This is a genomic window from Micromonospora rubida (assembly GCF_009908295.1).
Taxonomy (GTDB): domain Bacteria; phylum Actinomycetota; class Actinomycetes; order Mycobacteriales; family Micromonosporaceae; genus Micromonospora; species Micromonospora rubida.
In genome coordinates this window covers 414549-439109 of record NZ_JAAALO010000002.1, presented here as the reverse complement: position 1 = coordinate 439109, position 24561 = coordinate 414549, and the positions used below count along the sequence as shown (strand labels likewise).

Below are 24561 nucleotides of genomic sequence, written 5' to 3'. Positions count from 1 at the left end.
CGGGTTTGCGAGCCCCGCAGTCGCGAACGGAGGAGGGTCAGGTGACGGCAACCGTCCAGGCCGGGGAGCGGACGCTGCCGCCGCTCGGTCCGAACCGCAGGCTCAAGGTGCCCAAGTATGCCGAGCGTCGGCTCGGCAACGGCCTGACCGTCATCGCGGTGCGCCGGCCGTCCGTCCCCCTGGTCGAGCTGCGGCTGTCGATGCCGGCCGGACGGATCCCCCCGGCCCGGGGCGCGATGCTCGCGCAGACCATGCTCTCCGGCACGGCGTCGATGACCAGCGTGCAGATCGCCGCCGAACTCCAGGCGGTCGGCGGCGGGCTCTCCGCAGGCCTCGACCCGGACCGGCTGATGCTCTCCGGCGCCGGCCTGGTCACCGGGCTGGACCGGATGCTGGAGATCCTCGCCGACGTGCTGACCGGGGCGACGTACCCGGGCGAGGAGGTCGGCACCGAGCGGGACCGGCTGGTCGACCGGATCCAGGTGGCCCAGAGCCAGCCGGCCCACCTGGCCCGCAACGCCCTGCTCCGGCGGGTCTACGGCAAGCACCCGTACGCCGTGCAGACCCCCGAGCCGGAGCAGGTGCACGCGGTCCGGCCGGCGGCGCTGCGCCGGCTGCACGCCGAGCGGGTGCACCCGGCCGACGCGGTGCTGGTGCTGGTCGGCGACGTGCAGCCGGAGCGGGCGCTGGACGCCGCCGACAAGGCACTGTCGGGCTGGAGCGGCGCCGGGCACGCCGGCGAACTGCCGCCCGCCCCGCCGCTGGAGCCCGGCCCGCTGCTGCTGGTCGACCGGCCCGGCTCGGTGCAGTCCTCGCTGCGCATCGCCCTGCCGGCGGTGCCCCGCACCCACCCCGACCACGCCGCGCTGCAACTGGCCAACCTGCTCTTCGGCGGCTACTTCTCGTCCCGCTGGGTGGAGAACATCCGCGAGGACAAGGGCTACACGTACGGCCCGCACTCGCTGGTCGAGCACTCGGTGGCCGGGTCGGTGCTGATCGCCGCCGCCGAGGTGGCCACCGAGGTCACCGGTCCGGCGTTGCTGGAGACGACGTACGAGTTGGGCCGGCTGGCCTCCCTGCCGCCGAAGCCGGACGAGCTGGAGCAGGCCCGCCAGTACGCCCTCGGCACCCTCCAGCTCGGCATGTCCACCCAGGCCGGGCTGGCGTCGCTGACCAGCGTGTTCGCGGCCAACGGGCTGCGCCTGGACTTCCTCGCCGAGCACGCCGCCCGGCTGGCGAAGGCCACCGTCGCCGACGTGGCCGAGGCGGCCCGGCGCTACCTGGCCCCGGCGCGGGCGGTCACCGTGGTGCTCGGCGACGCCGGGCGGATCGCCCCCGCCCTGTCCGCGCTCGCCCCGGTGCACACCGAGCCGGCCCGGCCGTGACCGCCCGGCGAGGGCTGGTCCGGGACGCCGGGACGACCGGGGAGGCCGTCCCGCCGCTGGCCCGGACCACGCTCGACCGGGCCGCGCACCGGCGGGCCGACCCGGCGTGGCTGGCCGAGGCCTGGGAGCAGGCCCGGGTGCTGGTGCTCGACTCGGCCAGCGACGGGCGGGCCCTGGTCCGGGACGACACCTCCCCGCCGGAGCTGGTGCTGCTCGACTCCGGCGAGCTGCCTGAGGTGCCCCGCTCGGTCCCGATGTTCCTGGGCGTAGAGCCGGACGGGGTGCCGGTGTTCGCCGTGGACAGCCCGCTGCCCGAGCTGCCGGGCACCCGGGCGGCGCACCTGCGCGACATCGGCCACCTGCTGCTCGACCGGGACGCCGGTATCTTCACCACCGCACTGGCACTGACCAACTGGCACGTCCGGCACGGCTACTCCTCGGCCACCGGCCACCCAACCCGGGTCGACGAGGCCGGCTGGTCCCGGACCGACCCGGACGGCGACCGGGCCTGGCCGCGCACCGACCCGGCGATGATCGTCCTGGTGCACGACGGGGTCGACGGGCTCCAGGGGCGCTGCCTGCTCGGCAGCAACGCCGCCTGGGCGGGCATCCCGGGCGGGCGCCGGTACTCCTGCCTCGCCGGGTACGTCGAGCCGGGCGAGTCGGCCGAGGCCGCCGTGCTGCGCGAGGTCGGCGAGGAGGTCGGCGTCGCGGTCGAGGAGATCGTGTACGCGGGCAGCCAGCCCTGGCCGTTCCCCGGCTCGCTGATGCTCGGCTTCCTCGCCCTGGCCGACCCGGAACACCCCGTACACCTGGACCCGGCCGAGATCACGCACGCCCGCTGGTTCACCCGGCGGGAGATCGGCGCGGCGCTGGCCGGGCGGCCGGCGGGCGCGGGCGGCGGCGACCGGCTGGTGCTGCCCCCGCCGTCGTCGATCGCGCTCTTCCTGATCCACCGCTGGCTCGACGGCCACTGCTGACCATCCCGGCCCGCCGCTGGCCCCTTCGGTTCGGTGATCAGCCATGGAACGCGGCCCGTCGTGCCGCTGGCCCCTTCGGTTCGGTGATCAGCCATGGAACGCGGCCCGTCGTGCCGCTGGCCCCGTCGGTTCGGTGATCAGCCATGGAACGCGGCCTGCCCGGGTCGCCGGTCGACCAGCCTCGGGTCGGAGCTGGACACGGTGCCGGCCCGGGCCGCCGTTGCCGCGACGGTCCCGGGCCGGGAACACGGGCCGCCCTGGTCGGGTGAGGCGAGGAATCGGCGGGGGAGCCGGTCCGACCACGACGGACGTCGGGTGGGTCAGCCGCCGGAGCCGAGCCGCCGGCGGCGGGGAGCGGAGTCGCCGAGGGGAAGCACCTTCACCCGTTGCCTGCCGTAGCGGACCGCGCCCACCGTCGACAGGGCCCGGGCCAGCATTAGGGCGGCGTCCCGGTTCTCGGCGTGCACCACCTGGCGGCGCGGCTCCGGGCTGGTCGTCTCGTCCCGGACCCGACCCCCGCCGGCCCAGGCCGCGGCGATGTCGATGTCGGCGGCGGCGCGGATGTCGGTGCGAACGATCAGGAACCGCATGGGTAACTCCGATGCGACCGTGACGGGCGGTATTCCGTGGAAGTTCCACGTCACTCTGTCGACATGCTACGCCCGGACGGCGTCTCAGCAAGTGAAACCCGCCGATTGGTCCGCAGGGTCGCCCGATCGGGTGAACCCTGTTCAGCAGGGGTGGAACGCTGGATACGCGTCGGGGCCGCCGGCACCCGCCGACGGCCCCGCCCGGTCACCGGATCAGGTCAGATCGAACTGCCCGTCCTTTGTCCCGGTGATGAACCCCCGCCAGCCGGCGCGGTCGAACAGCAGCACCGGGCCGCCGCGGTCCTTGCTGTCGCGCAGGGCGACCGCGGCCGGGCCCACCCTCAGCGGGGCCACCTCGACGCAGTTCGACGTCTGACTGCGGGTGCTGGTCCGCCACGGGGCGTCGGTCAGCTGCCGGGCGAGTGCGGACGGCGTGTTGCGGATGTCGTTCATGGTCTGCTCCTGACTGGAACTGCTCCGACGGGACGAGTGGCGCCGCACGCCCGGACGGGGCGGGTCCCGCGGTGGGTCACCGCTCCGTCAGGCGTCCGGAGTGTCGGCGGCGCTGGGCCGGCGCCGTTGCCGGCCCGTGGCCGACCGCGGTCGGGCCCACCGCCTCGGCCAGCCGCCCCGAAGCCTCGGAGAGCCAGGTGATGGTGTCCGATTCGGAGAGCGCGGCCGAGCGCAACCACTCGAAGACCACTTTATAGCGATTCAGGGCTTTTGCCTCGGTAGACATGACGTTGGTGAAGCCACCTTCGATCGCCAGCGTCTCCGGGTCGAGCGGGTCGGCGAACAGGTAGATCGAGAACGCGGTCGGCGGGAGGTACCAGTCGCCGATCGGGGTGTCCCTCGGCAGCACGTGCAGGGTGACGTGCGGCAGCCTGGCCAGCTCGCAGAGCTGCCGGAGCTGCTCCCGCAGCACGTCCGGCGGGCCGGCCCGCCGGCCCAGCGCCGCCTCCTCCAGCACCGCCGTGTAGCGCGGCGCTTCGGTGCGGTCCAGCAGCGACTGGCGGGCCAACCGGGCGGCCACCTCGGTCTCCGGGGCCTCGTCGGGCTCCGGGGCCCCCGCGCCGGACTCGACCTGCTGGGCCGAGACGATCCGCAGCCGGGCGTACCCCTGGGTCTGCAACAGGCCCGGGACCAGCACGGGGTTGTACTCCCGGATCTCGGTGCAGCCCGCCTCCAGCTCGGCGAAGATGCGCTGCTGCGGGGTCATCACCGGGTACTTCTTCAGCCAGCCTCGCATGTCGCCGGCCTCCTGGGTGATGCCCAGCAGCTCCGTGCGCGACTCGCCGTCGGTGCCGTAGAGGTCCAGCAGGACGCGGACGTCGTCGAGGTCGGGACGGCTGCGGCCGTTCTCCAGGCGGGACAGCTTGGACGCGGAGGCCCAGCCGATTCGCGCGATGACCTGGTCCCCGGTGAGGCCGACTGCCTCGCGCAGTTGGCGCAGCTCGTTGCCCAACCTGCGGCGACGCATGATCGGGCTGGGTCCGGCTGGAGGCACGGTGTCCTCTTCTCCGTCGGCCGCCGCAGACGCGACGGTAACTGTATGAAATTCGCCCCCCACGTTCAGTATGGACGGGCGCGATCGAAGTCGGACGCCCCGACGGGGGCGTGTCTCGCAGAAAGAGGACCGCTGACCTGGCGCGAGCGATCCGACGACGTCGCCGTCGACCCCCGTGGCCCCCGGCCACCCTCCGAGAGGAAACCCGATGCGCACCGTCCTGCGCCGCCCCGAGTTCCGCCTGCTGTTCGGCGGGTTGCTGGCCAGCATGGCCGCCGAGTCGATCCTGCTGCTCGCCCTCGCCATCTGGGTGAAGGACCTGACCGGCTCCGACGGGCTGGCCGGGGCGACGATCTTCGCGATCATCGCGCCGATGGTGCTCGCGCCGCTGGTCGGCTGGGCGGTCGACCGGTACCCCCGGCGGCCCTTCTTCATCATCGCGAACCTCGCCACCGCCGCCCTGCTCACCCCGCTGTTCACCGTCTCCGAGAGCGCCGACGTCCGGATCATCTACGTGGTGGCGGTCCTGTACGGGCTGTCGTACCTGACGCTGAGCGCGCTGCTCAACGGTCTGATCCAGCAACTGGTCCCCGTCGACCTGCTCGCCGACGCCAACGGTCTGCTGCAGACCGTGCGCCAGGGGCTGCGGCTGATCGGGCCGCTCGCCGGTGCCGCGCTCTACGCCGCCGTCGGCGGCTGGCTGCTGACCGCGCTGGCGATGACGGGGTTCGTCGTGGCAGCCGCCGTGGTCGCCCTGCTCCGGGTGCCCGAGACACCGTCGGCCGGCGGCGAGTTGCGGTGGTCGGCCGAGCTGGGGGCCGGGCTGCGCCACCTGGCCGGCGAGCCGGCGCTGCGCCGGGCGCTGCTCGGCTACGGCCTCGGCTCGCTGGTGATGGGCTTCACCGAGTCGCTGATCTTCGCGTACGTCGACCACGGGCTGCGCCGCGACGCCGCGTTCGTCGGCGTGCTGGTCACCGTGCAGGGCGTCGGCGGGCTGGTCGGTGGCCTGTTCTCCGCCGCCACGGTACGCCGCGCGGGCGAGGTGGGCACGCTGGCCGCCGGGGTGACCCTGTTCGGTCCGGCCGCGTTGGCCCTGGCGTACCCGGCCCTCTGGCTGGGCTGCGTGGCGCTGCTGCTGGCCGGGGCCGCGCTTCCGCTGATCACGGTGGGGCTGAACACGCTCATCCAACGGCGTACTCCGGCGGGCCTGCTCGGCCGGGTCGCGGCGGCGTCGGAGGCCCTGGTCAGCGGGCCCCAGGCGGTCTCCATCGGCGCCGGCGCGCTGCTCGTCGGCGTGTTCGACTACCGGCTGCTGTTCGCGCTGGTCGGCCTGACCACCACGGCCGCCGGCGTCTTCCTGTGGCGAGGCCGCAGCCTCTCCACCCCCACCCCCACCCCCACCCCGATGGTCCACATCCCGCTCCAACGCCGCCCGCCCGCCCCGGCCACCCCCACCCCCCGCCCCACCCCCTAACCCACCCCACCCCCCACCCCCCACCCCCCACCCCACCCACGCCGCAAATACACGGAAAGAGTGGCCATTCGAGGCGGAATGGCCACTCTTTCCGTGAAAGTGCGCGCGCCCATCAGGAGGGCGCGGGGTGGGGCGGGGGTGGGGGTGGGGGGTCAGCCGGGTAGGGCGGCCAGGTGTTGCTTGACCTGGGTGATGGACGGGTTGGTGAGGGCGCTGCCGTCGGCGAAGTGCAGTGTCGGGACGGTCTGGTTGCCGCCGTTGACCTTCATCACGAACTCGGCAGCCTTCGTGTCCTGCTCGATGTCGACCACCTGGTACGCGATGCCCTCCCGGTCGAGCTGCGACTTGAGTCGGTGGCAGTAGCCGCACCACGGGGTCGAGTACATCGTCAACATGATCGGGTGTCCTCCAAGGTCCGTTCCGCCCGTCCGGTCAGGTCAGGCTAACCGTTGCAACATCAGACGGAGCTGAGATGATTCCTCGCTGTGGGGGTTCACTCAGCGTCGGAACTGGTGCTCGCCGGGCTGGACCCGGAGCAGCGCGCCGCGGTGACCGCCCCCGCCGGCCCGGTCTGCGTCCTGGCCGGCGCCGGCACCGGCAAGACCCGGGCGGTCACCTCCCGCATCGCCCACCGGGCGCTGACCGGTGAGGTGTCCCCCCGACATGTGCTCGCGGTCACCTTCACCGCCCGCGCCGCCGCCGAGATGCGGGCTCGGCTCACCGCACTCGGGGCGCAGGGCGTGCAGGCGCGCACCTTCCACGCCGCCGCGCTGCGCCAGGTGCGCTACTTCGCCCCCCGGCTGCTGGCGGGCCGGGCGATGCCCGAGCTGCTGGACAGCAAGGCCCGGGTGGTCACGCTCGCCGCCGCCCGGGTCGGCCTGCGGACCGACCGGGCCGCCGCGCGGGACCTGGCCGGCGAGATCGAGTGGGCCAAGTCGTCCCTGGTCGAGCCAGGGGAGTACGTCGTCGCGGCGGCCAAGGCGCTGCGCGACACGCCGCACGAGCCGGCGAAGGTGGCCGAGGTGTTCGCCGCGTACGAGAGGCTCAAGCGGTCCAACGGGGTGATCGACTTCGAGGACATGCTGCGCGCCGCCGTCTGGGGCATCGAGGAGCATCCAGACGTGGCCGAGCAGGTCCGCGGGCAGTACCGGCACTTCGTGGTCGACGAGTACCAGGACGTCAACCCGTTGCAGCAGCGGCTGCTGGAGGCGTGGCTCGGCGGCCGGGACGACGTGACCGTGGTCGGCGATGCCAGCCAGACGATCTACTCGTTCACCGGGGCCACCTCGGCGTACCTGGTCGACTTCCCCCGCCGGCACCGCGGCGCCACCGTGGTCCGGTTGGTCCGGGACTACCGCTCCACCCCGCAGGTGGTCGGGCTGGCCAACGCCGTCATCTCCCAGGCCCGGGGCACCGAGGCCCGGCTGCGGTTGGAGCTGCGCGGGCAGCGCCCGACCGGCCCCGAACCGGAGCTGCGGATCTTCACCGACGAGCCGGCCGAGGCCGCCGCCGTGGCGACCCGCTGCCGGGCCCTGGTCGACGCCGGCACCCCGGCCCGGGAGATCGCCGTGCTGTTCCGCACCAACGCCCAGTCCGAGGCGTACGAGAAGGCGCTCACCGACGCCGAGGTGCCGTACGTGGTGCAGGGCGCCGAGCGGTTCTTCGAGCGGGTCGAGGTGCGCCAGGCGATGGTGGCGCTGCGGGCCGCGACCCGCTCGATCCCCGGCGAGACCCCGCTGCGGGTCGCCGTCGTGGAGGGCCTCTCGGCGGTCGGCTGGGCCCCGGACACCGCCCCGGCCGGCGGCGCGGCCCGGGAACGCTGGGAGGCGCTGGCCGCCTTGGTCCAGCTCGCCGAGGAGTACGCGGCCAGCCCGCCGGTGCTGCTGATCGGCGAGGCCGCCGCCGTGGAGCGCCCGGTGACGCTGGCCGACTTCAACGACGAACTGGCCCGCCGGGTCGCCCAGCAGCATGTGCCGACGGTGGAGGGGGTGACCCTGGCGTCCCTGCACTCGGCCAAGGGCCTGGAGTGGGACGCGGTCTTCCTGGTCGGGCTCTCCGAGGGCACCCTGCCCACCACGTACGCCCGCACCGCCGAGCAGGTCGAGGAGGAGCGCCGGCTGCTCTACGTCGGGATCACCCGGGCCCGGGAGTGGCTCTGGCTGTCGTACGCGGTGGCCCGCTCGCCCGGTGGGCGGGCCCGGCGGCCGTCGCGGTTCCTGCCCCAGCTCGACCGCTCCGGCGGCGGGACCGAGCGGGCCGGGACCGCGACGGCCGGGGCCGGCGCGGCCAAGCGGGCCGAGCGCCGCCGCCCCCAGGTGGTCTCCTGCCGGATCTGCGGCGCGACCCTGCTCTCCGGCCCGGACCGCAAGCTCGGCCGCTGCCCGACCTGCCCGTCCGACATCGATCAGGGCCTGTACGAGCGGCTGCACGACTGGCGGGCCCGGGTGGCCGGGGCGCAGAAGGTCCCGGCGTACGTGGTGTTCACCGACGCCACCCTCGTCGCGTTGGCGGAACGGCGACCCGGCCGGCCCGAGGAGCTGATCGCGATCGCCGGCATCGGCCCCCGCAAACTCGGCCTTTACGGCGAGCTGGTGCTGGCCCTCGTGGGGGGCGCGGCGGTCGACGATGTCTGCCCTGAGAAAACTTTCGAAATCGAGCCGTAAATTCGTTTGCCCTCGCCCCCGGGCGAGGAATAGCCTCAGGACACACCTCGCGAGCAGCGCCATTCCGGCTGCTCAGGGGGTAGAGGCCAGTCGACTTCGAGGAACGTGAGGGGGTGTCACCAATGGAGATTTTCACCTATGAGCGCCCAGTGGGGATGCCCGCTGCCGTTGCTCCGCTGTCGACTGTCTGGGTGGCCCTCGCTGCTCGGCCGTCGGCTCCGCAGGCGCACCAGGTCCGGGTTCAGGCCGAGCTGAATCTGACCGTCGCGCCGCCGACTGGAGTCGAGGGGGCCAGTGGCTTCACGGGCATGGATATCGATGGCGCCAAGAAGCGCACGGATGTCCGCGGCGTTCCACCTCGAGGTAGACCGGTCTGATCATCAGACTCCGGCTCACCTCGAGGCCGCGGAACCCGCTACTGGGATCCGCGGCCTCAGTTTTTTGCCTGCCTGCCGAAGTACGTCGAAAGTCCGATCCACAAGATCGAAGTGAGAGAGAGGTGACCGGGAGATGAGTCTGGCGTTGGCCCCCGTCGACGTGAGCGTCGAAGTGGAGGCGAACCTGTCCTGCCGGAAGTTCGACCCCGACCTGTGGTTCTCCGACTCGCCCACCGAGCTCGAGCTGGCCAAGTCGCTCTGCGGGGACTGCCCGCTGCGCGTCGAGTGCCTCGCCGGGGCGATGGAGCGGGCCGAGCCCTGGGGTGTCTGGGGTGGCGAGATCTTCGAGCGTGGCGCGGTCGTCCCGCGCAAGCGGCCCCGGGGCCGTCCGCGCAAGGAGGATGTCGCCCGTGACGCCGCGCTGAAGGTCGAGGCCGAGGCGCGTCTGGCAGCCGGTGGGCTGTCCTCGTCGCGCAACACCGTCCGGCTTGCTGCCTGACACACCCGATCCGCACCATCCCCGCCGGTCCACACCGGCTAAGAGAGACACGAGAGAGAGCTGAGCCCCATGATGCACCTGCCCATCGGAGCCGTCGAGATGCAACTACTCCACGAAGCGTTGTCCCGGGCCCGAATGCCCCGGCCTCAGGCCGGTCGCACCACCACGAGCACTGAGGCAACCCGATCCGCCCGTACCATCGCGATCAGCAGCCGCATCCAGTCGGCTCGCGACCTGGGCGTTCTGTAACCGAACACGACACACGTGGGGGCGTGTCGGCCGACCGGCCGACACGCCCCCACGTCGTCGACCGGTCCCGTCCGCGCCGCTGGTTTCGGCCGCCCGTCCGTGCCGCGGTTTCGGCCGTTCGTCCGTGCGGCCGGTTCAGGCCACCGGGGCGAAGCCCGGCAGCCAGCGCTCCAGGATCGACCGGTACGGCGCCTTGGCCTCGAGCTGGCAGAGCACCCCGATCGATCCGAGCGTCACCCGGTGGATCAGCAGGTACGACGGGGGGAGGTTGAGCTGCCGGCTGAGCTGGTACGCCGGTGAGCGGGGGCTGGCCAGCCGGGTCGCCTCGGACCGCAGCCAGGCCCGGGTGAACCGGAACTCCTCCTCGGCGACCGGGGCCAGCATGGGCCGGATGTAGTCCAGCACGGCCCCGGCGTCGATCGGCTCGGTGGGGCTGACGAAGCCCTCCTCGCGCAGCCCCTCGACGACGCCGTCGGCGTCGCCGCGCAGGGCCAGCCCGGCGAGCCGGCCGATCGGCTCGGGCGTGCCCTCCGGCATCCGGGCCACCGCCCCGAAGTCGATCACGCCGAGCCGGCCGTCCGGCAGCAGCCGGAAGTTGCCCGGGTGCGGGTCGGCGTGCAGCAGGCCGGCCCGGGCCGGCGCGGACAGGTGCAGGATGGCCATCAGCCGGCCGGCCTCGTCGCGCTGCTCCTCCGTGCCCGCCCGGATGATCTCGGCCAGTGGGGTGCCCTCGATCCACTCGGTGACCAGAACCCGGGGGGTGGCCGCGAGCACCGCAGGGATGAAGATCTCGTTGTCGTCCGCGTACGCGGCGGCGAAGGCGCGCTGCGACTCGGCCTCCAGCTCGTAGTCCAGCTCCTCGGTGATCCGCTCGCGCAGCTCGACCAGCAGGGGCTTGACGTCCAGCCCCGGCTGGATCGCCCGGAACATCCCGCCGAGGCGGGAGAGCTGCTTGAGGTCGGTGAGCAGCGCGTCGCCGGCCCCCGGGTACTGGATTTTGACGGCCGCGTCGCGGGACGCCCCGCCGTCCGGGTCCCGCCACACGGCCCGGTGTACCTGCCCGATGCTGGCCGCGGCGGCCGGGGTGTCGTCGAACTTGTCGAAGTGCTCCCGCCAGGCCGGGCCGAGCTGCTCGGCGAGCACCTTGTGCACGGTGGCCGCGGGCAGCGGCGGCGCCGCCTCCTGGAGCTTGGTGAGCGCCTGCCGGTAGGGGGCGGCGACCTCCTCGGGCAGGGCCGCCTCGAACACCGACAGCGCCTGGCCGAACTTCATCGCCCCGCCCTTGAGCTGCCCGAGGACGCTGAACATCTGCTCGGCCGTGCGCTGCTGGATCTCGGCGGAGATCACGTCGGAGGCCAGCCCGGTGACGCGCTTACCCATGCCGAGGACGGTCCGGCCGGCGAAGCCGAGCGGCAGAGCGGCGAGCTTGGCGGTCCGGGACATGGCCCGGCGCGGGATGTCGGTCACTCGGCCATTGTTACCGACTCGGCGGCCTCGCGGCTGCTCCGTGGCCGGGCCGGACCGCTCGACCCCCAGATCGGTGGCCGACGGGCCGCCCGTCTCGTGCCCTCCGTACCCTCCGTGCCCGCCTGCCTGCCGTGCCGCCGCCCCGCCGTACCCGTCCGCCGCCGATCCAGGGCCCCGGCCCGCCGGCCGATCGCCGACCTTGCCCGCCGACGCCGAGTCAGCCGTCGCGGCCGGTCAGCGGCCCCGTCCGGCGCAGCGGCAGGACGGGTGGGGCGGCCAGGTGCGCCGGCGCAGCCGGCCGGGGCCGGTCACCTCCACGGAGCAGCCCAGGGTCTCCGGTGTGCCGCCGTCGAGGTGGGCCAGCGCCTCGGCGACGGCGTACCCGACTGCGGCGAGCAGGATGGCCGTGCCGCAGGACTGGTCCGAGGCGTCGGCGGCGAGCTGGGCCGCGAGCGCCTGCCAGCCCGGGTCCCGCTCGGTGCGGTACAGGTCGACGCAGCGCAGGCAGGGCCCGGCGGGCGGCCGGACGAGCGGGCCGATCGTCGGTATCCCCTCGCGCAGGGTGAGCAGCAGGTGCGGCTGGCGACGCTGGGCGAACCCCGCCGCGAGCAGGGCGGCCGGCCGGTCGACGCCGAGCTGGAGCACGAGGTCGGGCCGGCTGCGGTGCAGCGGGCGGGTGGCGGTGCCGGGAGCGGCCCGGTCCACCGCGGCGCGTACCGCCGGGGCGAGTGGGTGCCCCAGGTCGGTGGCGGCCAGCCCGCTGCCGACCAGGTCGGTCGGGCGCACCGACCCGGCGAGGTTCGCGTGCACGTGCCCCACCCCGGCCTGGGCGAGCGCGACGGCGACGGGAGCGCCGAGCCGGCCACTGCCGGTCACCAGCACCCGGGCGGCCCGGCGTCGCCGCAACACCTGGGCCGGGGTGCCGGGCAGGGCGGGCGCGGCCAGGGCCAGCGCCCCGGCCTCCGCGGCGAGGCGGTGCCGCGCCGGGCCGGTGAGGTCGCGGGGGAGCAGCGTGTGCGCGGGTACGACCAGCCCGGCGTCGCGTAGCGCGTCGAGCAGGCCGCGCGCCTCGTCCGGCGGCACGTCGACGTTGGCGGCGTGCGCCAGGACGAGCCGTTCGCTGCGGGTGCCGTCGAGCAGGTCGAGCACCCGGACGGCGCGGGGGTTGGCCACCTCGACGAGGACGGCGCGGCCCGATCCCAGCCCGAGCTGGAGGGTGTGCCGGTCCCGCCACAGGCGGGTCAGGCCGGGAAGCAGAACGGGCCGGGGCAGCGTGGGACGGTCCATGACGACGAATCGTCACCGAGTCCCTGCTTTCCGTCGATCGTTGTCCACAGGTGCGCACGGCCCTGCCCAGGGTTCTCCACAGAAAAGGCCGGGTTATCCACAACCGGCCGGTAACCGTGTCGGTCAGCCGACACCGGGCGGGCGCCGAAACGGTACGGGGGAGGGCGACCGCAGTCGCCCTCCCCCGTACCGGACCCGTACGGGTCAGACCTTCGCCTTGCCCAGGATGCGGTTCACTGTTGTGCCGCACACCGGACACTTGCCCTTGGCCATGTTCATCCCGGTCTTCGAGACCTCGACGTGCCCCTCGAAGTCCCGCTTCTCCTTGCACTTGACGCAGTAACCGTTGTAGGTCTGGGCCTGGTCGGCCACGGGTGCCCTCCTCGTCTCGTCCGCCGGTCAATCCGGTTCCGGCGGTTGCCCGGCGGCGGGCCACGCGGGGCGCCGACGCTGGGTCTTTCTCCACGGCCACCCTCGTGACCGCTGGTCCGCGGACCCTACCCAGGTGCGGGCGGTTCCATGTCAGCTGTGCTTCGACACTGTGAGCAAGTCGACGTCGAGAGTGTGCATGCCGAATTAGGTCGGATAAGTCAGTTTGGCGGGGACACGCCGGGTGAAAGCACCCAGATGCCCCACAAGGTGGCCCTGAGGAGGCGGTCGGGGCGATGATCACCTACGGTGGGAGGCGAGCCCTCGGGCCGCCCGACCCGGTCCCTCGACCGTGACGGAGCGTCTTCGTGACGGTCTGCAAGGTTTTTTTTCGGGACTTCTGGCCATCAACCATGACTTTCCGGGCGCGTGTCGTGGTGTTGACTCTTGCGGACCCCTGGTCAGTACCCATTAGCTTTCCTTCGTGACAGCAAAACGAGGCTGCGCGGCCCACTGATGGCAGGGGCGCGGAAGCCGGTCGTCGAAGTACGGCGCAGCCAGCGCCGGCGACGTACGGTGTCCGCCTACCGCGACGGTGAACGGGTCGTGGTGCTCATCCCCGACCAGTTCTCCCGGGCCGAGGAGACCGAGTGGGTCGACCGGATGCTGGCCCGGCTGGAGGCCCGGGAGGGGCGCCTCGCCCGCTCCGACGACGAGCTGTTCGACCGCGCCACCCGATTGCGCAGCCTCTACCTCGCCGAGTACGGCGAACGGGCGCTGCCGTCGAGCGTTCGCTGGGTGACCAACCAGAACGGCCGCTGGGGCTCCTGCACCCCCGCCGACCGGACCATCCGCATCTCGCACCGGATCCAGGACATGCCCGACTGGGTGATCGACTACGTCCTGCTGCACGAGTTGGCCCACCTCATCGTGCCCAGCCACAACGCCCGGTTCTGGGCGCTGGTCGGGCGCTATCCCAAGGCCGAGCGCGCCCGTGGGTACCTGGAGGGCGTCGCCGCCGCCTCCGGCGGCCCTCCGGTCGACTGACCGGCCGCCGGCTCCGGTTGCCCCGCTTCGATCGGCTCGATGTCGATGGTCCGGGGTGACCGGGCGTCGAAACCGCGCCCCGGCACCGGGCGCGCGGTGGTGTGGCCGACGGCCTAGGGTCGGTGCGTGGCCCGACGTGTGGTGGTGGCGTTGCTCGGACCGGTGGCGTGGGCGCCGCCGGGGATCGACCCGGCGGTCTGGCGTGCCGCGCTCGCCGAGGACGTGGTGGACCTGCTCGCCACGCTCCAGGAGGTGGAGACCGCGATCGCGGCCACCCCGCAGGACCGCTCGCTGGCTGAGGCCGTCGTCTGGCCGGGGATGGCCGTGCTCGAGGTGCCCGAGGCCACCGGCACCGCCGTCCTGGCGGCGCTGACCGGTTACGACCAGGCGGCCGTCGTCGCCGCCGACGCCCCGGACCTGCCCGGCCTGACCGTCGGCAAGCTGCTCCGCCCGCTGACCACCCGGTCGGTGGCGGTGGCCCCCGCCGAGGGGGCCGGCCCCGGCCTGCTCGGCGTCGCGTCCCGGCTGCCCGTGCCGGGATGGCTGCCGGAGGTCGACCTGGACACCGCGCTCCCGGCGGACGTGCGGCGGGCCGCCCCGCAACCCGGGGACGTGGCCGTCACCGCCGCCTGGCGGCGGATGCGCGGCCCCGCCGACCTGGCCACCCTCGACCCCGCCGTCGAGGGCTGGGAGACGACCCGCGCACTGCTCTCCGGTGGCCGCTGACGCCACCAGCCGACCCGCGCCGGGCTGCCTCCGGCCGCCGCCGAGCCCCGAGCGGTTCCGCGTCCGGGTCGGCCGTGCGAGGTGCCGCCGTCAGGGCCCCACGGAAATCCCCCGACGAGACCTCCGAGCGGTTCCGCGTCTGGATCATGGGCTTCCCCGCTCGCAGCGGCTCACGCCGAGGACGGCCGAGGGCCGCCGGCGCGGTGCGTCGGCGGCCCTCGGGTGCGCTCGGGAGAGAAAGCGGGGTCAGGACTCTTCGGCGTCGTCCCCGGTGCCCTCGGGGCGCGGACGGGGGGAGCCCGGTGCCTGCTCCTCCGGGCCACCCGGCGCGCTGAAGTCGAAGTTGGCCAGCTCGTCGTCGAGGTCGAGCCGGGTGGTGGCGAACGCCACCGGGTCGGCGAAGTCGTCGTCGGAGGGGAGCAGGTCCGGGTGGCCCCAGACGGCGTCCCGGCCGGAGATGCCCCGGTGCTCGGTCAGCGCCGCCCACAGGGTCGCCGCCTCGCGCAGCCGGCGCGGGCGCAGCTCCAGCCCGACCAGCGCCGCGAACGTCTGCTCGGCCGGCCCGCCGGCCGCCCGCCGCCGCCGGAACGCCTCGCCGAGGCGGACGACGTTGGGCAGCCGCTCGCCGGCGGCGGCGTCGACCACGTGGCAGACCCAGCCCTCCACCAGGGCGAGCGCGGTCTCCAGCCGGGCCAGCGACGCCTTCTGCGCCGGGGTGTCCTCCGGGGTGAAGATGCCCTCCAGGGCGATCGCCTGCATGGACTCCGGGTCGGTCGGGTCGACCCGGCCCATGGCCTCCTCGATCGCCTCCCGGTTGACCCGGATGCCCGACGCGTACGTCTCGACGGCGGTGAACACGTGCCCGCGCAGCCATGGCACGTGCTCGAAGAGCCGCTGGTGGGCCGCCTCGCGCAGGGCGACGTAGAGGCGCACCTCGTCCTCGGGCAGCTCCAGGCCCTGCCCGTACGCCCGGATGTTGGCCGGGATCAGCGCGGCGGTGCCGGCCGGGCCGAGCGGGAGCCCGATGTCGCCGGCGGAGAGCACCTCCGCGGCGAGCGAGCCGAGGGCCTGCCCGAGCTGCCCGCCGAACAGCGCGCCGCCGAGGGTGGCCATCATCGACTGCATCGGGCCGAGCTGGGCCCGCGCCTCCGGCGGCACCAGGTCACCCATCGCGCCGACCATCCGGCTGGCCACCGGGTCGCAGAGCTTGCGCCAGACGTCCAGGGTCTTGTAGATCCACTCGTTGCGGTTCCACGCCAGCGAGGTGCGGATGCCCGAGGGCCAGGCGGTGACCGGCTCAAGCCAGAGGTCGGCGAGGCGCAGCGCCTCCTCGACCGAGTGCCGCTCGTGTGGCGAGACCGCCGGGTCGCCCGCCGCGGCGAGCTGGCTGGCGGCCACCTGGCGGGCCAGGTCCCAGTTGACCGGCCCGCTGCCCGGCGCGGAGAGCAGGTGCTGCAACTGCGACATGAACTGCTGCATCTGCGCGGGATCGTTGGGGTCTGGTGGTTGCCCACCCGGGAGCGCGAAACCGAACGGAATATCAGGCACGACGTCTACGGTACGCGGGCTGCGCCCCTGGTAGCCGCCACCGGCGTTGCGCTGAGGGCGAAGTCGTCGTCACCGTCCGGACCCCCGCCGGACCGGTCGGTACGCTCTGCGCCATGAGACGTCGCGGCGTGACCGTCCTCCTGGGTGCCCTGCTGACCACCCTGCTGAGCTTCGGTGTGCTCAACGCGCCCATCCCGTACGTGGTGCTCGGCCCCGGGCCGACGGTGAACACGCTGGGCACCTCGGACGGCAAGGAGATCATCCAGGTGTCCGGGCGGGCGACGTCCACCTCCGCCGGCCAGCTCCGGCTGACCACGGTCGGCGTGCAGCCCACCGTCCGGCTGCGCTCGGCGCTGTCCGGCTGGTTCTCCTCCGACGAGGCCGTGGTGCCGCGCGAGCTGGTCTACCCGCCGGGGGAGAGCCAGCAGGAGGTGGAGCAGCGCAACGAGGAGGACTTCCGTAACTCCCAGACCAGCGCCGAGACGGCGGCCCTGCGGGAGTTGGGGTACCCGGTCCAGGTGCGGGTGAAGACCGTGACGGCGGGCGGCCCGTCGGCCGGGGCGCTGCGTGCCGGCGACGTCGTCACCTCGGTCGGCGGCACGCCGGTGACCAGCGCCGGCCGGCTCACCGAGCTGATCCGGGCCAAGCCGGCGGGCACCGCGCTGACCATCGGCTACACCCGCGACGGCGCCGCCGCCACGGCGCAGGTCACCAGCCGGGAGCAGGACGGCCGGCCGCGCATCGGGATCGAGATCGACCAGCAGCAGCCGCACCCGTTCACCCTCTCCATCGACCTGAACGACATCGGCGGCCCGAGCGCCGGCCTGATGTTCGCCCTGGGGATCGTGGACAAACTGGAGCCGGCCGACCTGACCGGCGGGAAGATCATCGCCGGCACCGGCACGATCGACGACGAGGGGCAGGTCGGCCCGATCGGCGGGATCGCCCAGAAGCTGGTCGGCGCGAAGCAGGCCGGGGCCAAGGTGTTCCTGGTGCCGGAGGCCAACTGCGCCGAGGCGGTCCGCAACCCGCAGCCCGGCCTGCCGTTGCTCAAGGTGGGCACCCTCGACGACGCGCTGACGGCCCTGACGGCGCTGCGCGAGGGCGGTGAGCCGACCCGCTGCTGACCGACCCGCCGCTGCCCGGCGTGACCGTGGGCCGACGCTTTCAGGAACACCCCGTACGCTGGGTGCCTGGTCGGAGCCGATCACATCGAGCGTGCGGAGCCAAGAGTGGTCATGCGTAGCAGCCCCCTGCCGAGGATGAGCCGACGCGGACGCGTCACGATCGGGGTGCTGATCGGGGTGTTCGTGCTCTTCACCCTGCTGGGCTGGGGGGTGCAGGCCTGGACCGACTGGCTCTGGTTCGACGAGGTCCGCTACACCCAGGTGTTCACCGGGGTGCTCGCCACCCGGGTGCTGCTCTTCCTCATCGTCGGCCTCGCCATGGCGGTGATCGTCGGCGGCAACCTGTGGCTGGCCCACCGGCTGCGGCCCCGGCTGCGCCCGCACTCGCTGGAACAGGCCACCCTGGAGCGGTACCGGATGGTGCTCGGCCCGCGGCTCGGCCTGTGGATCAGCCTGGTCGCCGTGGTGGTCGGGCTCTTCGCCGGGCTTTCGGCGCAGAGCCGGTGGAGCCAGTGGCTGCTGTTCCGCAACGGCGGCGACTTCGGCGTCAAGGACCCGGAGTTCGGCATCGACATCGGCTTCTACGTCTTCCAGTTGCCGTTCTGGCGCTACGTGCTCGGCGTCGGCTTCACCGCCGTCGTGCTCGCCCTGCTCGGCGCGCTGGCCGTGCACTACATCTTCGGCGGCGTTCGGTTGCAGGGCGTCGGGGACCGGATGACCAACGCCGCGCGGGCCCACCTGAGCACGCTCGTGGCGGTCTTCGTCCTGCTCAAGGCCGTCGCGTACGTGCTGGACCGGCGCTCCCTGCTGCTGGAGTACAACGAGGGGGCGAAGCTCTACGGCGCCGGGTACGCCGACATCAACGCCCTGCTGCCGGCCAAGGAGATCCTCGCCTACATCTCTGTCGTGGTGGCCATCGCGATCATCGTGTTCTCCAACGCGGTGATGCGGAACCTGGTGTGGCCGGGCATCTCGCTGGCCCTGCTCGGCGTCTCCGCGGTCGCCATCGGCGGCATCTACCCCTGGGCGGTGCAGACCTTCGAGGTCAAGCCGAGCGCCAAGGACAAGGAGGCCCCGTACATCGAGCGTGCCATCGGGGCCACCCGGTCGGCGTTCGGGCTGGGCGACACGAAGACCTCGCCGTACGCGGCGAGCAACCTCGCTCCACCGGCGAGCCTGGCCACCGACACCTCCGTGGTGCCGAACGTGCGGCTGCTCGACCCGCAGCTCGTCTCCGAGACGTACACCCAGCTCCAGCAGGTCCGGGGCTTCTACGACTTCGGCCCGAAGCTGGACATCGACCGGTACGCCGTGTCCGGCAAGACCTCCGACTACGTGGTCGGGGTCCGGGAGGTCAACTACAACGAGCTGACCGACCAGCAGAACACCTGGATCAACCGGCACACCGTCTACACCCACGGCTACGGCCTGGTCGCCGCGCCGGCCAACCAGGTGGTCTGCGGCGGTCAGCCGTACTTCGTCTCGGGCTTCCTGGGTGAGAAGACCAAGGAGGACTGCTCCTCGCAGGTCGAGCAGATCCCGGCCAGCCAGCCGCGCATCTACTACGGGGAGCGGATGGGCCCGGACGACTACGCGATCGTCGGGCAGGCGAACCCGGAGCGGAACGCGGAGTTCGACCGGCCGACCCAGACCGGCGGCGAGCAGTACTACACCTACACCGGTGAGGGTGGCGTCGAGATCGGCTCGTTCACCCGCCGGCTGCTGTACGCCATCAAGCAGCAGGAGTCGAACTTCCTGCTCTCCGAGGCGGTCAACGAGAACTCGAAGCTGCTCTACGTGCGTAACCCCCGGGACCGGGTGGAGAAGGTCGCGCCGTTCCTCACCGTCGACGGCGACCCGTACCCGGCGGTGGTCGGTGGCCGGGTGCAGTGGATCGTCGACGGCTACACCACGGCCGCGACCTACCCGTACGCCGAGCGGGTGAACCTCCAGGCCGAGACGACCGACGAGCTGACCGGACGGGGCACGTTCCAGCTCGCCCGGGAGAACGTCAACTACATCCGCAACTCGGTCAAGGCCACGGTCGACGCGTACGACGGCACGGTCCGGCTGTACGAGTTCGACCAGACGGACCCGGTGCTGAAGGCGTGGAACAAGGCGTTCGGCGGGGACCTGGTGCTGCCCAACGACAAGATCCCGGCCGAGCTGCGGGAGCACCTCCGCTACCCGGCCGACCTGTTCAAGGTGCAGCGCAACCTGCTGACCAAGTTCCACGTCACCGCCCCGGGCGACTTCTACTCGGCGCAGGACTTCTGGCAGGTGCCGAACGTGCCGGACAACCCGGACGGCGGGCAGAAGCAGCCGCCGTTCTACCTGTGGACCCAGTTCCCCGGCCAGGACGCGCCGCGCTTCCAGCTCACCTCGGCGGTCACCCCGAACGGCCGGCAGAACCTCGCCGCGCTGATCTCCGGCTCGTACGTGGACGGCAAGCCGCAACTGGAGGTGCTGGAGCTGCCGGATCAGACCCGGATCTCCGGCCCGGTGCAGGTGCACCAGCAGATGACGAACAACGCCAACATCCGGCAGCAGCTCAACCTGCTCTCCTCGAACCAGGCCCAGGTGCAGTACGGCAACCTGCTCTCGCTGCCGTTCGGCAACGGGATGCTCTACGTCGAACCGGTGTACGTGAAGAGCAACCAGCAGGACGCGTACCCCCTGCTGCAGAAGGTGCTGCTGTCGTACGGCGACGGCGGTTCGTACGTGGTGCTGGCCAACAACCTCACCGACGGCATCAAGCAGCTCGTCGAGCAGGGCAAGGAGGCCGCTCAGGGTGCCACTCCGCCGTCGGCCGGCGGCACGCCGCCGCCCAGCGGCGGGACCGACGCGCCGCCGCTGACCGGCGAACTGGCCGAGGCCGCGGGCAAGGTGCAGGCGGCCATCGTCGAGGTCAAGGCCGCGCAGACGTCCGGTGACTTCGAGCGGTACGGCCGGGCGCTCAAGGCCCTGGACGACGCGATGACGGCGTTCCAGCAGGCGCAGCGGGCGGCCTCGCCGACGCCGGGCGCCTCGCCGAGTGGCAGTCCCGCCCCGTCGCCCTCGGCGGGTGGCTGACCTGCGCAAAGCCGCCCGGGTGGGGCCGTTTTGCGGTCCGCCCGGGCGGTGCGCTAGTCTTTAGAAGTCGACGCGGGGTGGAGCAGCTCGGTAGCTCGCTGGGCTCATAACCCAGAGGTCGCAGGTTCAAATCCTGTCCCCGCTACAAATGAAAGTGCAAGTCAAAGCCCGGCCCCCAGATCGTGGGGGCCGGGCTTTTGATCTCCTTCCGGGCATGGTCCGGGCAGACGGAACATGATCTGTGGGTAGATCGGGTGTCTGGTAGCAGCGGGCTCGATGCCCGCCGCGTCACCGGGTCAGGCCGTGGGTGCGACGGTGACGAGGAGCTTGCCGCGTATGTGCGTGTGCACCAGGTCGGCGTACGCGCAGGGTGCCTGGGTCAGGGCGTACCGCCGGCTGATGGTGGAGGTCAGCGTCCCGTCCAGAGCGTATGCGGCGAGCCGGTCCAGGTCGCCGGGGCGGGCAGTGCTGTAGGCCGTCTTCACGGTCAGATCGGCACCGTCGAACGCCGACGGGTCGGGGCTCGGGAAGGCCGCGTTGAGCAGTTGGCCTCCGGGTCGGAGCACGCGGCTCGCCTCGATCAGTGCGGGCCCTGGGAGCGCGAGGTTGATCAGGGTGTCGACGCCACGGGGATGGCGCCGCAGTGTCTCGGTGATGGTGTCGACGCTGCGGTAATCGATCACGTCGGCGGCGCCCAGGTCGCGCACGTACTGCTCATCGTCGGGAATCGCCGTGGCGATCACCTCTAGTCCTGCGGCTACGAGCAGTGGGACCACCACGCCACCGACCCCGCCCGCCGCGCCCGTGACCAGTGCCCTGCCGCCGCCCGTCAGTGGGGTCTGCCCGTCGGCCGGGTCGAAGCCGCCGGCGCGCAGCAGCGACAGCGCGGTCAGCCCGGCGATCGGCAGGGTGGAGGCCTGCTCCGCGTCGAGCTTCTCCGGGCGTCGGGCGATGGCCGGCGTGTCCGCCTCGAACACCGCGTACTCCGCCATGGTGCCGGTGGTCAGGGACGGCGGAGTGGACAGCATCGTGGCCATCTCTCCCGTCGCACGCGGCAGCCCGACCCCGAACACCTCCTCGCCAACCGCGAACCGGGCAACGTCCGGACCGACCTCGGTGACTGTGCCGGCGAAATCGCTGCCGAGCACGTACGGGAACTCCAGCGGGGTCAGGCGGTGCAGCACTCCGCTGAGGGTCCGCAGATCGGCGGGGTTGAGCCCGGCCGCGCGTATCCGTACCTGAAACTGGCCGGGTCCCGGCCGGGGAACGGGAATCTCCTCGACCGCCAGCACCTCGGGGCCGCCGTATTCCCGGGCTACCACTGCCTTCATCGTCAGCCTCCATGCATCCAGCAACTTGACCATGGGGTCATATTGTCTCGACCGTAACAGAGAAGATGACCACACGGTCAAGTTGAGTTAGGCTGGATAGGTGCCCCGCGCCGACGCCACTCGCAACCGACAGTCATTGCTGGACGCCGCCTCGGCGGAACTCGCCGCGCACGGCCTGGAGGTTTCCATCGCCCGGATCGCGGCCCGGGCCGGCGTGGCGAAGGGCACGGTCTTCAACCACTTCCCCACGAAGGAAGACCTGGTCGCGGAGATCTTCGGCGACCGCGTCGCCGGTCTGGTTGCGCTCGGGGAGCAGCTACGGGAAGAAGCCGACCCGGAGTCCGCGCTACTGCGGTTCATGACCGCCGGCATCGAGCTACAGGCCAACGACCGCTCGTTCTGCGAGGCAGCCACCGCGATCTCACGGGCCGACCCCAGGGTGCGTGCCGCGAGCGAGCGCCTGGCGCAGGTCGCGGAGGCGTTGACCGGGCGGGCCCGCGATGCCGGCGCGATCCGAGCGGACGTCACCGGCCACGACATCGTGCTGCTCTTCAACGCCGCCGTCCAGGCTGCGGCACCGCTCGGCGACACGGTGCCCGGCCTGTGGCGGCGCTACCTGCATCTGATCTTCGACGGGCTGCGCCCGGAGTGCGCGCGCGAGATTCCGGTCGCTGCCCCCACGACCGGCGACTTCACCGCCGCCGCCCGCAACGCCGCCCGGCCTGTCCCAGCCCAAGGCTCGGAGCAGGGCTGACCATGCTTCGCCTCAGCGGCAGGGCGCCGTCTGACGACCCAACTCAGGGGGCCGGCTGATCTCCGTTCCGGGGATGCGCTAGTCTTTAGAAGTCGACGCGGGGTGGAGCAGCTCGGTAGCTCGCTGGGCTCATAACCCAGAGGTCGCAGGTTCAAATCCTGTCCCCGCTACGAACCGAAATGGCTCGGAGGAAACTCCGGGCCATTTCGCATGTCCCGTCCCGCTAACCGTGGCCGGGCTCGGCGTGCCGCCCCTGTCCAGGTCTTCGGTTCATGTCCCCGACCGGGCTTTCCTCGCCACGGCGGGCGGTCCGCCCGGAGCGCGTCGGTGAAATCCCCGTCTGTCCCGGGTGCCACTGTTGCGCCGCTCGGCGAGGATGAGGGGCATGTCTTCGTTGAACAAGTGGTGGGGCCGGCTGAGCGCGGTCCTCGGTGCGGTCGTGTTGTCGGTCTTCGTCCCGGTCGCGGCCTGGGCGTCCACCGGTCCCGGCGAGCTGGTGGTCGAGGCCGCCAAGAGGCGCCGGGGCGGCGGCTTCGGCTTCCTGGGGCTGCTCTGCTGCCTCGTCGTCGTCGGCGGGATCGTCCTACTGGTGCTGATGCTGATGCGCAACCGGCGTAACCGGCCACCGCGCTGACCGGTTCGCGCTGACCGGGTGGGGTCGACCCGCCGCGCCCGAGCGCGGCGGGTCGGGTCACTCGGCCAGCGCGGCGTTGGCCTGGGCGATGAACCGGGACGTCGCCGTGCGCATGCCGGACCGGCCGGAAAGGACCCCTTCGGCCGTGGCGACGAGCAGGGCCCGCACCCGGGCGTGCCCCCTCGGGGGCGGGCTGGGCGCGGGGCCGAGGGCGTCGGCGAGGGCATCGGCGAGGGTGGCGGCCCGCTGCTGGCCTGCGTCGGTGACGCTCTCCTTGACGTACCGGCGGTTGGCGAGGCTCGGGTTGACCCCCCGCTCCTGCCCCAGGGCCCGGGCCGCCTCCATGTTCGTGGTGAGGAAGTTGATCACTTCCGCCACCACGTCGGGTCGCCGCGTGCCACGGAACGCCGCCCAGTACATGGACGCCCGCGCCCACTGCGCGGCCGGCGGGCCGGGGAACGCGGCCAGTGCCAGCTCGTCGTTGGTGTAGCGCTGAAGCTCGGGGAGCTGATGGGCCCACGCGAACGAGGCGGCCGTGTGCCCGGTCACCACCAACTGCCGGTTCGTCTCGCCGCTGTCGGCCTGGTCGACCAGTGCGGCGCTCGGGGTGGCCCGGCGGGTCCGGGCGGTCTGCCACAGCTCGAACCAGTCGACCAGGTCGCTCGCGCTGAAGCCGAGCTGCCGGCCCTGGTACAGCTCGCCGCCCCGGGACCGCAGCCAGAGCCAGAGCGCCCGGTGGTCCCCGGACGGGTCCATCGTGCCGGCCACCCGGCCGTCGGCGGCCCGGGTGACCCGCGCCGCCCAGTCGACGTACTCCTGCCAGGACATCCCGGTGCGGGGCTCCGGGACTCTCAGTCGGCGCAGCAGGGCGCGGTTGTAGACCACGGCGGCGCTGGTCTGGGCCGCCGCCACACCCACGGTTCGGCCGTCGACCTCGCCGTAGCGGACCAGCCCCGGGGGGAGCCCGCGCAGGTCGAGCCGGTTGTCGGCGGCGTACCCGCCGAGGTCGAGCAGGATGTCCCGCCGGGCGTACTCGGTGAGGACGGTGTCGTCGACCTGGATCAGGTCGGGCACGTTCCCGCCGGCCGCCTGGGTGGCCAGCCGGTCGTAGTAGCCGTCGACGCCCTGCCAGGTGACCCGGAAGCTGACCCGGGGGTTGCGCGCGGAGTAGAGCCGCAGCGCCTTCTCGGTCAGCTCGGCCCGCTTCGTGCTGCCGTACCAGAAGACGGAGAGCTCGATCAGCCCGTCGTCGACGGGCGTCTCCTCCGCGCCGCCGCACCCGGCCAGGCCGGTCGCCGCGAGCGGCGCCCCGAACAGCGCCCCCAGCAGTCGCCGGCGGCCCGGATCGGCGCCGGCGTGGGGGAGCGGGGGGCTGGCGGTGGGCACGGGGGTTCTCCTGGTCGTCCGGCGGGCGGTCGGACCATTTACACAGCCTGCGCGGGCGGGTGTCAACGGCCTTCCGGCCGGGATCGGGC

The 24561-nt window shown here is 72.9% G+C and carries 22 protein-coding genes and 2 tRNA genes; 14 read left to right on the top strand and 10 right to left on the bottom strand.

Annotated elements, in window-relative coordinates; all coding sequences use genetic code 11:
- Positions 1-41: 41 nt before the first annotated feature.
- Both GVV04_RS06390 and nudC read left to right on the top strand, forming a co-directional pair.
- The gene (locus GVV04_RS06390; RefSeq protein ID WP_161685511.1) at positions 42-1385 is read left to right on the top strand and encodes a M16 family metallopeptidase; all 1344 of its coding nucleotides are present in this window, start codon (positions 42-44) and stop codon (positions 1383-1385) included.
- Positions 1382-2365, top strand: coding sequence for an NAD(+) diphosphatase (nudC, locus tag GVV04_RS06385; protein WP_328822236.1), 984 nt, complete (start codon positions 1382-1384; stop codon positions 2363-2365). Before GVV04_RS06390 ends, nudC begins: the two co-directional genes overlap by 4 nt.
- A 320-nt stretch (positions 2366-2685) precedes the next feature.
- On the opposite strand, the gene GVV04_RS06380 is transcribed toward nudC, so the two are convergent.
- The 3 genes from GVV04_RS06380 to GVV04_RS06370 form a co-directional block, all read right to left on the bottom strand.
- The gene (locus GVV04_RS06380; RefSeq protein ID WP_161685507.1) at positions 2686-2955 is read right to left on the bottom strand and encodes a hypothetical protein; all 270 of its coding nucleotides are present in this window, start codon (positions 2953-2955) and stop codon (positions 2686-2688) included.
- Between the two features lie 213 nt (positions 2956-3168).
- Positions 3169-3408, bottom strand: coding sequence for a DUF397 domain-containing protein (locus GVV04_RS06375; protein WP_161685504.1), 240 nt, complete (start codon positions 3406-3408; stop codon positions 3169-3171).
- A 76-nt stretch (positions 3409-3484) separates the two neighbouring features.
- Positions 3485-4462 (bottom strand): helix-turn-helix domain-containing protein, encoded by a 978-nt coding sequence (locus tag GVV04_RS06370; RefSeq protein WP_161685502.1) that lies wholly within the window; start codon positions 4460-4462, stop codon positions 3485-3487.
- 208 nt (positions 4463-4670) lie between these two features.
- Here GVV04_RS06370 and GVV04_RS06365 point away from each other — a divergent pair, with 208 nt between their 5' ends.
- The gene (locus GVV04_RS06365; protein ID WP_161685498.1) at positions 4671-5936 is read left to right on the top strand and encodes an MFS transporter; all 1266 of its coding nucleotides are present in this window, start codon (positions 4671-4673) and stop codon (positions 5934-5936) included.
- 152 nt (positions 5937-6088) lie between these two features.
- Here GVV04_RS06365 and GVV04_RS06360 read toward each other — a convergent pair whose 3' ends face one another.
- Complete coding sequence (locus GVV04_RS06360; RefSeq protein WP_161685495.1) at positions 6089-6331, bottom strand: mycoredoxin; 243 nt, start codon at positions 6329-6331, stop codon at positions 6089-6091.
- 90 nt (positions 6332-6421) lie between these two features.
- Here GVV04_RS06360 and GVV04_RS06355 point away from each other — a divergent pair, with 90 nt between their 5' ends.
- From GVV04_RS06355 to GVV04_RS06345, 3 genes are all read left to right on the top strand, one after another.
- Positions 6422-8599 (top strand): ATP-dependent DNA helicase UvrD2, encoded by a 2178-nt coding sequence (locus GVV04_RS06355; RefSeq protein ID WP_161685492.1) that lies wholly within the window; start codon positions 6422-6424, stop codon positions 8597-8599.
- A 122-nt stretch (positions 8600-8721) separates the two neighbouring features.
- Positions 8722-8976: a hypothetical protein gene (locus tag GVV04_RS06350; protein ID WP_161685489.1), complete on the top strand. Its 255-nt coding sequence runs from the start codon at positions 8722-8724 to the stop codon at positions 8974-8976.
- Positions 8977-9109: 133 nt separating this feature from the next.
- Complete coding sequence (locus GVV04_RS06345; protein ID WP_161685486.1) at positions 9110-9475, top strand: WhiB family transcriptional regulator; 366 nt, start codon at positions 9110-9112, stop codon at positions 9473-9475.
- A gap of 384 nt (positions 9476-9859) precedes the next feature.
- Here the strand turns inward: GVV04_RS06345 and GVV04_RS06340 are convergent, their stop codons facing one another.
- The 3 genes from GVV04_RS06340 to GVV04_RS32120 form a co-directional block, all read right to left on the bottom strand.
- Positions 9860-11191 (bottom strand): ABC1 kinase family protein, encoded by a 1332-nt coding sequence (locus GVV04_RS06340; RefSeq protein ID WP_161685483.1) that lies wholly within the window; start codon positions 11189-11191, stop codon positions 9860-9862.
- Positions 11192-11425: 234 nt separating this feature from the next.
- The gene (locus GVV04_RS06335; protein WP_161685480.1) at positions 11426-12478 is read right to left on the bottom strand and encodes a ThiF family adenylyltransferase; all 1053 of its coding nucleotides are present in this window, start codon (positions 12476-12478) and stop codon (positions 11426-11428) included.
- A 204-nt stretch (positions 12479-12682) separates the two neighbouring features.
- On the bottom strand, positions 12683-12850 hold the full coding sequence (locus GVV04_RS32120) for a DUF5679 domain-containing protein (RefSeq protein ID WP_007464795.1): 168 nt from the start codon (positions 12848-12850) through the stop codon (positions 12683-12685).
- Between the two features lie 513 nt (positions 12851-13363).
- On the opposite strand from GVV04_RS32120, the gene GVV04_RS06330 reads away from it, so the two are divergent.
- Both GVV04_RS06330 and GVV04_RS06325 read left to right on the top strand, forming a co-directional pair.
- Positions 13364-13894 (top strand): M48 metallopeptidase family protein, encoded by a 531-nt coding sequence (locus GVV04_RS06330; RefSeq protein WP_161685477.1) that lies wholly within the window; start codon positions 13364-13366, stop codon positions 13892-13894.
- Between the two features lie 126 nt (positions 13895-14020).
- Complete coding sequence (locus GVV04_RS06325) at positions 14021-14620, top strand: hypothetical protein (protein ID WP_161685474.1); 600 nt, start codon at positions 14021-14023, stop codon at positions 14618-14620.
- Between the two features lie 246 nt (positions 14621-14866).
- Here the strand turns inward: GVV04_RS06325 and GVV04_RS06320 are convergent, their stop codons facing one another.
- Positions 14867-16099 carry a zinc-dependent metalloprotease gene (locus GVV04_RS06320; protein WP_201753112.1) on the bottom strand — a complete coding sequence of 411 codons (1233 nt, stop codon included), beginning with the start codon at positions 16097-16099 and terminating at the stop codon, positions 14867-14869.
- A 182-nt stretch (positions 16100-16281) separates the two neighbouring features.
- Between GVV04_RS06320 and GVV04_RS06315 the strand changes: the two genes are divergently transcribed.
- The 3 genes from GVV04_RS06315 to GVV04_RS06305 all read left to right on the top strand — a co-directional run bounded on the left by GVV04_RS06315 (position 16282) and on the right by GVV04_RS06305 (position 20512).
- The gene (locus GVV04_RS06315; RefSeq protein ID WP_201752989.1) at positions 16282-17295 is read left to right on the top strand and encodes a YlbL family protein; all 1014 of its coding nucleotides are present in this window, start codon (positions 16282-16284) and stop codon (positions 17293-17295) included.
- A 105-nt stretch (positions 17296-17400) separates the two neighbouring features.
- Entirely contained in the window at positions 17401-20367 is a 2967-nt protein-coding gene (locus tag GVV04_RS06310; RefSeq protein ID WP_328822234.1) for a UPF0182 family membrane protein, read from the top strand.
- A 71-nt stretch (positions 20368-20438) separates the two neighbouring features.
- Positions 20439-20512, top strand: a tRNA-Met gene (locus GVV04_RS06305).
- A gap of 151 nt (positions 20513-20663) precedes the next feature.
- Here GVV04_RS06305 and GVV04_RS06300 read toward each other — a convergent pair.
- On the bottom strand, positions 20664-21698 hold the full coding sequence (locus tag GVV04_RS06300; RefSeq protein ID WP_161685469.1) for an NADP-dependent oxidoreductase: 1035 nt from the start codon (positions 21696-21698) through the stop codon (positions 20664-20666).
- 100 nt (positions 21699-21798) lie between these two features.
- Here GVV04_RS06300 and GVV04_RS06295 point away from each other — a divergent pair, with 100 nt between their 5' ends.
- The 3 genes from GVV04_RS06295 (at position 21799) to GVV04_RS06285 (ending at position 23086) form a co-directional block, all read left to right on the top strand.
- On the top strand, positions 21799-22452 hold the full coding sequence (locus GVV04_RS06295; RefSeq protein WP_161685466.1) for a TetR/AcrR family transcriptional regulator: 654 nt from the start codon (positions 21799-21801) through the stop codon (positions 22450-22452).
- A 96-nt stretch (positions 22453-22548) separates the two neighbouring features.
- Positions 22549-22622: transfer RNA gene (locus GVV04_RS06290), tRNA-Met, on the top strand.
- A gap of 215 nt (positions 22623-22837) precedes the next feature.
- A complete protein-coding gene (locus GVV04_RS06285) occupies positions 22838-23086 on the top strand; it encodes a hypothetical protein (protein ID WP_161685463.1) in 249 nt (82 codons plus the stop codon).
- 57 nt (positions 23087-23143) lie between these two features.
- Here GVV04_RS06285 and GVV04_RS06280 read toward each other — a convergent pair whose 3' ends face one another.
- The gene (locus GVV04_RS06280; RefSeq protein ID WP_161685461.1) at positions 23144-24472 is read right to left on the bottom strand and encodes an ABC transporter substrate-binding protein; all 1329 of its coding nucleotides are present in this window, start codon (positions 24470-24472) and stop codon (positions 23144-23146) included.
- Between the last annotated feature and the right edge of the window lie 89 nt (positions 24473-24561).

What these genes read in the sequence shown, in the direction of transcription:
- GVV04_RS06380 (WP_161685507.1), bottom strand. Translation starts at nt 2,955, where the DNA reads ATGCGGTTCCTGATCGTTCGCACCGACATCCGCGCCGCCGCCGACATC.
- GVV04_RS06375 (WP_161685504.1), bottom strand. Translation starts at nt 3,408, where the DNA reads ATGAACGACATCCGCAACACGCCGTCCGCACTCGCCCGGCAGCTGACC.
- GVV04_RS06365 (WP_161685498.1), top strand. Translation starts at nt 4,671, where the DNA reads ATGCGCACCGTCCTGCGCCGCCCCGAGTTCCGCCTGCTGTTCGGCGGG.
- GVV04_RS06360 (WP_161685495.1), bottom strand. Translation starts at nt 6,331, where the DNA reads ATGTTGACGATGTACTCGACCCCGTGGTGCGGCTACTGCCACCGACTC.
- GVV04_RS06350 (WP_161685489.1), top strand. Translation starts at nt 8,722, where the DNA reads ATGGAGATTTTCACCTATGAGCGCCCAGTGGGGATGCCCGCTGCCGTT.
- GVV04_RS06345 (WP_161685486.1), top strand. Translation starts at nt 9,110, where the DNA reads ATGAGTCTGGCGTTGGCCCCCGTCGACGTGAGCGTCGAAGTGGAGGCG.
- GVV04_RS06335 (WP_161685480.1), bottom strand. Translation starts at nt 12,478, where the DNA reads ATGGACCGTCCCACGCTGCCCCGGCCCGTTCTGCTTCCCGGCCTGACC.
- GVV04_RS06330 (WP_161685477.1), top strand. Translation starts at nt 13,364, where the DNA reads ATGGCAGGGGCGCGGAAGCCGGTCGTCGAAGTACGGCGCAGCCAGCGC.
- GVV04_RS06320 (WP_201753112.1), bottom strand. Translation starts at nt 16,099, where the DNA reads ATGCAGCAGTTCATGTCGCAGTTGCAGCACCTGCTCTCCGCGCCGGGC.
- GVV04_RS06315 (WP_201752989.1), top strand. Translation starts at nt 16,282, where the DNA reads ATGAGACGTCGCGGCGTGACCGTCCTCCTGGGTGCCCTGCTGACCACC.
- GVV04_RS06300 (WP_161685469.1), bottom strand. Translation starts at nt 21,698, where the DNA reads ATGAAGGCAGTGGTAGCCCGGGAATACGGCGGCCCCGAGGTGCTGGCG.
- GVV04_RS06285 (WP_161685463.1), top strand. Translation starts at nt 22,838, where the DNA reads ATGTCTTCGTTGAACAAGTGGTGGGGCCGGCTGAGCGCGGTCCTCGGT.